At 58.6% G+C, this 6,264-nt stretch carries 5 protein-coding genes; all 5 read left to right on the top strand.

Translation table 11 applies throughout. The features are described 5' to 3' along the window. Nucleotides 1-580 (top strand): substrate-binding domain-containing protein (locus M0974_RS30650; protein WP_297845717.1); only part of this gene is annotated, 580 nt, incomplete at its 5' end. 304 nt (nt 581-884) lie between these two features. After that, nucleotides 885-1,604 carry a gluconate 2-dehydrogenase subunit 3 family protein gene (locus tag M0974_RS30645; RefSeq protein ID WP_297845714.1) on the top strand — a complete coding sequence of 240 codons (720 nt, stop codon included), beginning with the start codon at nt 885-887 and terminating at the stop codon, nt 1,602-1,604. 113 nt (nt 1,605-1,717) lie between these two features. Then, nucleotides 1,718-3,496: a GMC family oxidoreductase gene (locus M0974_RS30640; protein ID WP_297845713.1), complete on the top strand. Its 1,779-nt coding sequence runs from the start codon at nt 1,718-1,720 to the stop codon at nt 3,494-3,496. Beyond that, entirely contained in the window at nt 3,493-4,833 is a 1,341-nt protein-coding gene (locus M0974_RS30635; protein ID WP_297845711.1) for a c-type cytochrome, read from the top strand. Before M0974_RS30640 ends, M0974_RS30635 begins: the two co-directional genes overlap by 4 nt. A gap of 66 nt (nt 4,834-4,899) precedes the next feature. Beyond that, nucleotides 4,900-6,258: a carbohydrate porin gene (locus tag M0974_RS30630; RefSeq protein ID WP_297845708.1), complete on the top strand. Its 1,359-nt coding sequence runs from the start codon at nt 4,900-4,902 to the stop codon at nt 6,256-6,258. Nucleotides 6,259-6,264: the final 6 nt, after the last annotated feature.

Raw genomic sequence — 6,264 nt, 5'->3', positions numbered from 1 at the left:
GGTGGTGCTGCTGACCAGCAGCCTGTCCGGGCTGGAAGGGGCAACCTATGTCGGTATTGATAATCGCGTGGCCGGCCGCAGCGCCGGGCGCCTTCTCAGCCAATGGGTTGGCCGCACTTCCGGGCGAGTGCTATTGCTGACCAACTCGTTGCTGTACTGCGCTCACCAACAGCGCGTGGGAGGTTTTTTGGAAGTGCTGCACGAACGAGCGCCTAATCTCGTGGTGAACGGCCCGGTGGAATGCTACGACGACGACGCCCAGACCGCGCGTGCAGTAGATAACGCCTTGGCCGAAGGCAATGGGCTGGTCGCGCTCTATAACACAGGTTGCGGTTCGATAGGCATACGCCACGCCTTGCTGGAACATGACATCCGGCCCGTGTGGATTACCCATGAAGCCAGTCAGCAGCACGCTGAACTGTTGCGCGAAGGTCTGCTGTCGCTGGTACTCGACCAAGACCCGGCAGGCCAGGCGGAAGCTGCCATCCAACACCTGCTGTATGCCAACGGTGACCTGGATGTACCTGTTGAGATAGCCCCTCAATTGCGCATAGTCATCGACGAAACCCTGCCCAAATGAGCGGTTTTGAGGGAAACACGTCAAATCTTTAATGGTGCGACGAGAAGTCGCATTTTAGACTCCCTCGCCATAGCTATAGCGCGTTTATAACACCTCCAAAGACGCGTTTTTCATCCAAGTCCTATCCGCCGAACACGTTCCGAGACCAGGCAGCAGCTACGTCTCAGGGGAGCGATGAGTGTCGACCATGAAATGACCGGACGAACCAATAAGCCGTTGCATAACGCTGCTCGTGCAGCCTGTCGCCCCCTCTTCAACGCCCTATTTACACATTTATTAAAGCTCATCTCAAACAGGATAAATTATGCAGCGCAGAGACTTCCTTTCATCGGCACTGGCATTGGCGGCCGCGTCTACATTGCCTGTTGCGCGAGCCGAAGTTATCAGCGGCGGCCAACCCTGGGAACCCGGCAAAGCCAGCGTGCCTCCACTGGCCGCTCCCCGCCAGGGCGGCCTGGCGTTTTTCACCCAATCGGAATTCGACATCGCAGGCGCATTGGCTGATCGTTTGATCCCGGCCGACGACCTGAGTATCGGTGGCAAGGAAGCTGGTTGTGCGGTGTTCATTGACCGCCAGATGGCCGGGGATTACGGCAAGGGAGCCACCCTGTATCGCTTGGGCCGCTTCGTCAAAGGCACACCTGAGCAAGGCACTCAGTCGCCGCTGACCCCGGCCGAGCGCTGGCGCAATGGCCTTGCTGCCATTAACAACCATTGCCAACACACGTTCTCGAAAACCTTCGTGCAACTCGAAGGTGCCCAGCAAGACGATCTGCTGCGCGCCATGGAGAGCGGCAAGTTGGACTTGGGCAGCAGTGTTGAGACTAAGGAGTTGTTCGAGCAGATCCTGGCCAACGTGCGTGAAGGCTTCTTCGCCGACCCCATCTATGGCGGCAACAAGAACATGGCCAGCTGGAAAATGATCGGTTTTCCGGGCGCACGCTATGACTTCCGCGACCTGATCGGCAAGAAAGGTCAGAAGTTGCAGATCATTCCCACCAGCCTCATCGACAACACCCTCTGAACCCTCCCTGAAGGTCAGAAGCACGCAGCAGTGCCTGCGAAAAATTGAGCAGTGCGGCCCGTCCGATACCTGCCGTTATCTCCGTGATTGACGTTGTATGAAGAGGAATACTCATGGCGAATGTACGCCCCAAAGCGGACGCTGTAATTGTCGGCCTCGGCTGGTGCGGCTCCCTAATAGCCGAAGAACTGACCCGTGCCGGGCTCAATGTCGTTGCGATAGAACGCGGTCCGTGGGTGGAAACCTCCACTGATTTCCCGCCGTCGGTGGACACTGACGAATTGCGCTGGGACACCCGGCGCAGCTTGTTGCTGCCAGCGTCTATCGAAACCACCACCTTTCGCAACAACCGCTCGCAAACCGCATTGCCGACCCGTGACTGGAACCTCAACGAACTCGGGAACAACGTCGGCGGTTCGGGCACGCACTGGGCAGGCATGGCATGGCGTTTCCTGCCATTCGACTTCGAGCCCTATACCTATACGATCAAGCGCTACGGCAAGCAGCAACTGGTCGACGGCCTGATCGTTCAGGACTGGGGTGTCACCTACGATGAGTTAGAGCCCTTTTACGATCGCTTCGAAAAAATCGCCGGCGTGTCGGGCAAAGCCGGTGTGCTCAACGGCAAGCAGATCGAAGGTGCGAACATCTTCGAGGGCAACCGCAAAAGCGAATTCCCGTTACCGCCGCTGGCAACCACCCGCCTCACCGACCTGTTTACCGAAGGCGCCAACAAGCTAGGCTTGCACCCGTTCATGGTGCCGGCGGGCCAAGCCTCTCAGGCCTACACCAACCCGCTGGGCGTACGCATGGGGCCGTGCACCTATTGCGGTTATTGCCTGTACTACGGCTGCGGCAACTTCTCCAAATCCAGTCCTAATGCGTGCGTCATACCGGCGCTGATGCAGCGCAGCAACTTCACCGTGCTGACAGAGTCCGCCGTACTGCGTGCCAATCTGGCAGAAGACGGCAAGACGGCTACCGGTGTGACCTACCTGGACCGCAACCAAAAGGAATGGGAGCAGCCAGCCGACATCGTCATTTTCTCTGCTTTCCAGATGCAGAACGTGCGCTTGCTGTTGCTTTCAAAAATCGGCATGCCGTACAACCCTGAAACCCGTAAAGGCGTCGTGGGCCGCGCCTACTGCTTCCAGACGGTGTCAGGTGCCAACCTGTTTTTTGAAGACGAAAACCTTAACCAGTACATCGGTGCCGGTGCGCTGTCGACTCAGGTGGACGACTACAACGGTGACAATTTCGACCACACCGGAAAGGGTTTTATCGGCGGTGCCGGCATCTTGGTGGTGGCCCGTGGCGCCCGCCCGATCGGTAACGCAGACACCTTGCCGCCGGGCACACCGCGCTGGGGCAGTGACTGGAAAAAGGCCTACACCCACGCCTTCCAGAACGGCACCTTCATTTTCGGCCAGGGCACCAGCTACTCCCACGTCGAGAGCTACCTGGACCTGGACCCGGAGTACAAAGACGCCCATGGCGATCCGCTGATCCGGGTGACCTTCGACTACAACGACAACGACCGTCGCTCAGCCAAGTTCGTGGAAGATAAAAGCGTGGAAATTGGCAAGGCCATGGGCGCAAAAATCGTCAATGGTTTTGACTCCGCGGCCATCAACTACGGGCCTTACCTGCCGGCCAGTGACCACACCATTGGTGGCGCGGTAATGGGCCTGGACCCGAAAACCAGCGTGATCAACCGCTATCAACAGAGCTGGGACGTGCACAACGTCTTTGTTCTCGGTGCATCCTCGTTCCCCAATAACGCAGGCTACAACCCGACGTCGACGATTGGCGCACTGAGCCTGTGGACGGCCAAGGCAATTCTCGAGCAGTACCTGGCCAAACCCGGTCCTCTGGTGGAGGTGCCAGCATGATGATCGGGAAAACCTTCGCCGGTCTTGTCACTGGCAGTTCTCTGGCCGCCGTGCTCCTGCTTAACATTGGGATGGCTCAGGCAGCGGACGCGATCGCTGTTCCCGGCCAGCAAAAGGGCAACAGCCAAGGGGTCAATGCTCCCGCCACCAATGAAGACGCGGCGGTAACCCGCGGTCGCTACATCGCTATCGCGGGTGACTGCGCGGCGTGCCATACCGACCCGAACCACGGCAAACCCTTCGCCGGTGGCTACGCGCTGGAAACCCCGTTCGGCACGTTGTTGGCGAGCAACATCACCTCGGACAAAACCACCGGTATCGGTGGCTGGACCGAAGCCGAGTTCACTCGTGCGGTGCGCGAAGGCAAGGGCCGCGAAGGTGAAAACCTTTACCCTGCGATGCCCTACAACGCCTACGTCAAAGTCAACGACCAAGACATGCATGACCTTTGGGCCTACATGCAGAACGTGCCTGCGGTGGACAGCAAGGTGGTCTCAAACCAGTTGCCGTTCCCGTTCAACATTCGCCTGATGATGATGGGCTGGAACCTGCTGTTCTTTGACAAAACCTCGTTTGTGCCAGTGGTCAACGCCACGGCGCAGATCAACCGTGGCGCCTATCTGGTGCAGGGGCTGGGGCACTGTGCGGCCTGCCATACCGGGAAAAACCTCTTGGGCGGTGACAAGAGCGGAGCCTTCCTGCAAGGGGGCGACTTGGCTGGCTGGCATGCGCCGGAAATTACCGGCAATCGCTATGTAGGCATTGGCGGCTGGAGCCCGGAGCAGATCGTCCAGTACCTGAAAACCGGCAGCAATGATATTGCCGTGGCGTCGGGTCCCATGGCCGAAGCTGTGACCAACTCCACCCAGCACATGACCGATGAAGACCTGATGGCCGTGGCCAGCTATCTGAAAAGTCTGCCCGGTTCCTCGACCAGCAAACCGCAGCCGTTGGCCGCCACTGATAGCGCCATGAAGCAAGGTGCCAACGTTTACTCAGCGAACTGCTCGGCATGTCACAACAGTGACGGCAAGGGCATCAATGGCCTGGCGGCGGGCTTGGCAAACAACCCGGCCCTGCAATCATTGAACGCCCAGACGCTAATGACCACCGTGCTGCAAGGTGGACGTGGCGCCGTTACGCTGAACAATCCCACCAGCGGTGCCATGCCCAGCTTCGCCTGGAAGTTGTCTGATCAGCAGGTCGCGTCGTTGTTGACCTACATCCGCAACACATGGGGTAACGCGGCACCAGCCGTGCACGCCGATCAGGTCACTCAAGTGCGCAAGGATCTCAAACTGCCTGCACAAATGGGCGCCGCCAGCGCATCCAATTAAGAAAAGAGGCTAGCGGCTGGGGTTCGCCCCGCCGCTTTGCGACACTACCCAACGGAATCAATCAACATGCCGCGTATTACTTGCCGTCAGGCGCGCCAGCGTCGTGCACTCACCTTGCTGATATCCGTCTGCACCGCGCCCGCCTGGGTCGCCAGCGTGCAGGCTGCCGACGCCTTTGCGGTCGACTCGCCGTGGATGACCGGCGATTGGGGTGGCCTGCGCACAGACTGGTTGAACAAAGGCGTCGATATCAAGATGGGTTACACCGGCGAGTCGGCGTCCAATGTGCATGGCGGTTATAACGGGCACGACAAAGTGACGCGTTACGCTGACCAGTTCAGTTTGGGCGCCGACATCGACCTGCAAAAGTTGTTGGGCTGGAATGACGCTGCGTTCAGCGTCTCCGTGACTAACCGGAATGGCGACAATATCAACGACAAAATCGACGACCCACGTGCCACCAGCCTGGGCTCTACCCAGGAAATTCAGGGCCGCGGCAGTGTGACGCGGCTCAGTGAATTGTGGTTAAGCAAAGGCTGGTTCAACGACGCCCTGAACATCAAGGCCGGGCGCTTTGCGGTCAGTGATGATTTTGCCGTTGAAGACTGCTCGTTTCAGGGTCTGGCATTTTGCGGATCGCAGCCGGGCAACTACGTGAACAGCATTTACAATGGCCCGATTAGCCAGTGGGCGGCTCGCGTTCGGTATCGTTTGAGCGACGAGGTCTACGCTCAAATTGCCGCGTTCAACGTTAACCCGTCGACCCTGGAAAACGACAACGGCTTCAAACTCAACGGTGCAGGCACCAGCGGCACTTTGTTTCCCGTCGAGTTAGTCTGGGCACCCAAGGTCAATCAGTTGCCAGGTGAGTACCGCATCGGTTACTACCACAGCACGGCCAACGGTACTGACGTGTACAAGGACGAGAATAACCAGCCTGCCGCAATCACCGGCAACGATTACCGCAGCGACTCCAGCCGCCACGGTTTCTGGCTGGTGGGCAAGCAGCAATTGACCTCCGTGGCCGGTGACAATTCTCGCGGGCTGACAATGACCGCCAGCGCCACCTTTCAAGACCGTGCCACCACGCCGGTCGACAGCTACCAGAAAGTCAGCTTGGTCTATAAAGGCCCCTTCGACGCACGCCCCACCGACACACTGGGTATTGGCGTGGCACGGATTCACGCAAGCTCTCTGTTTTTGCGCAACGCAACGACCGCCAACCAGCAAAGCGGCCTGAGCTACAACGACGCCGGTTATGTGCCCGAGCAGCATTCGGAGTACGCAACCGAACTGAACTACGGTATTCAGGCCACTAAATGGCTCAACGTGATGCCGAATATTCAATACATCAAAAACCCGGATGGCGTACGCCAGGTCGACAACGCGCTGGTACTGGGTCTACAGGTGCAATCGCAGTTCTAAGCACCC

The sequence above is a fragment of the Pseudomonas sp. genome (assembly GCF_026224925.1).
In the GTDB taxonomy this organism is placed as follows: Bacteria; Pseudomonadota; Gammaproteobacteria; order Pseudomonadales; family Pseudomonadaceae; genus Aquipseudomonas.
This window is presented reverse-complemented; position numbering and strand designations above follow the sequence as displayed.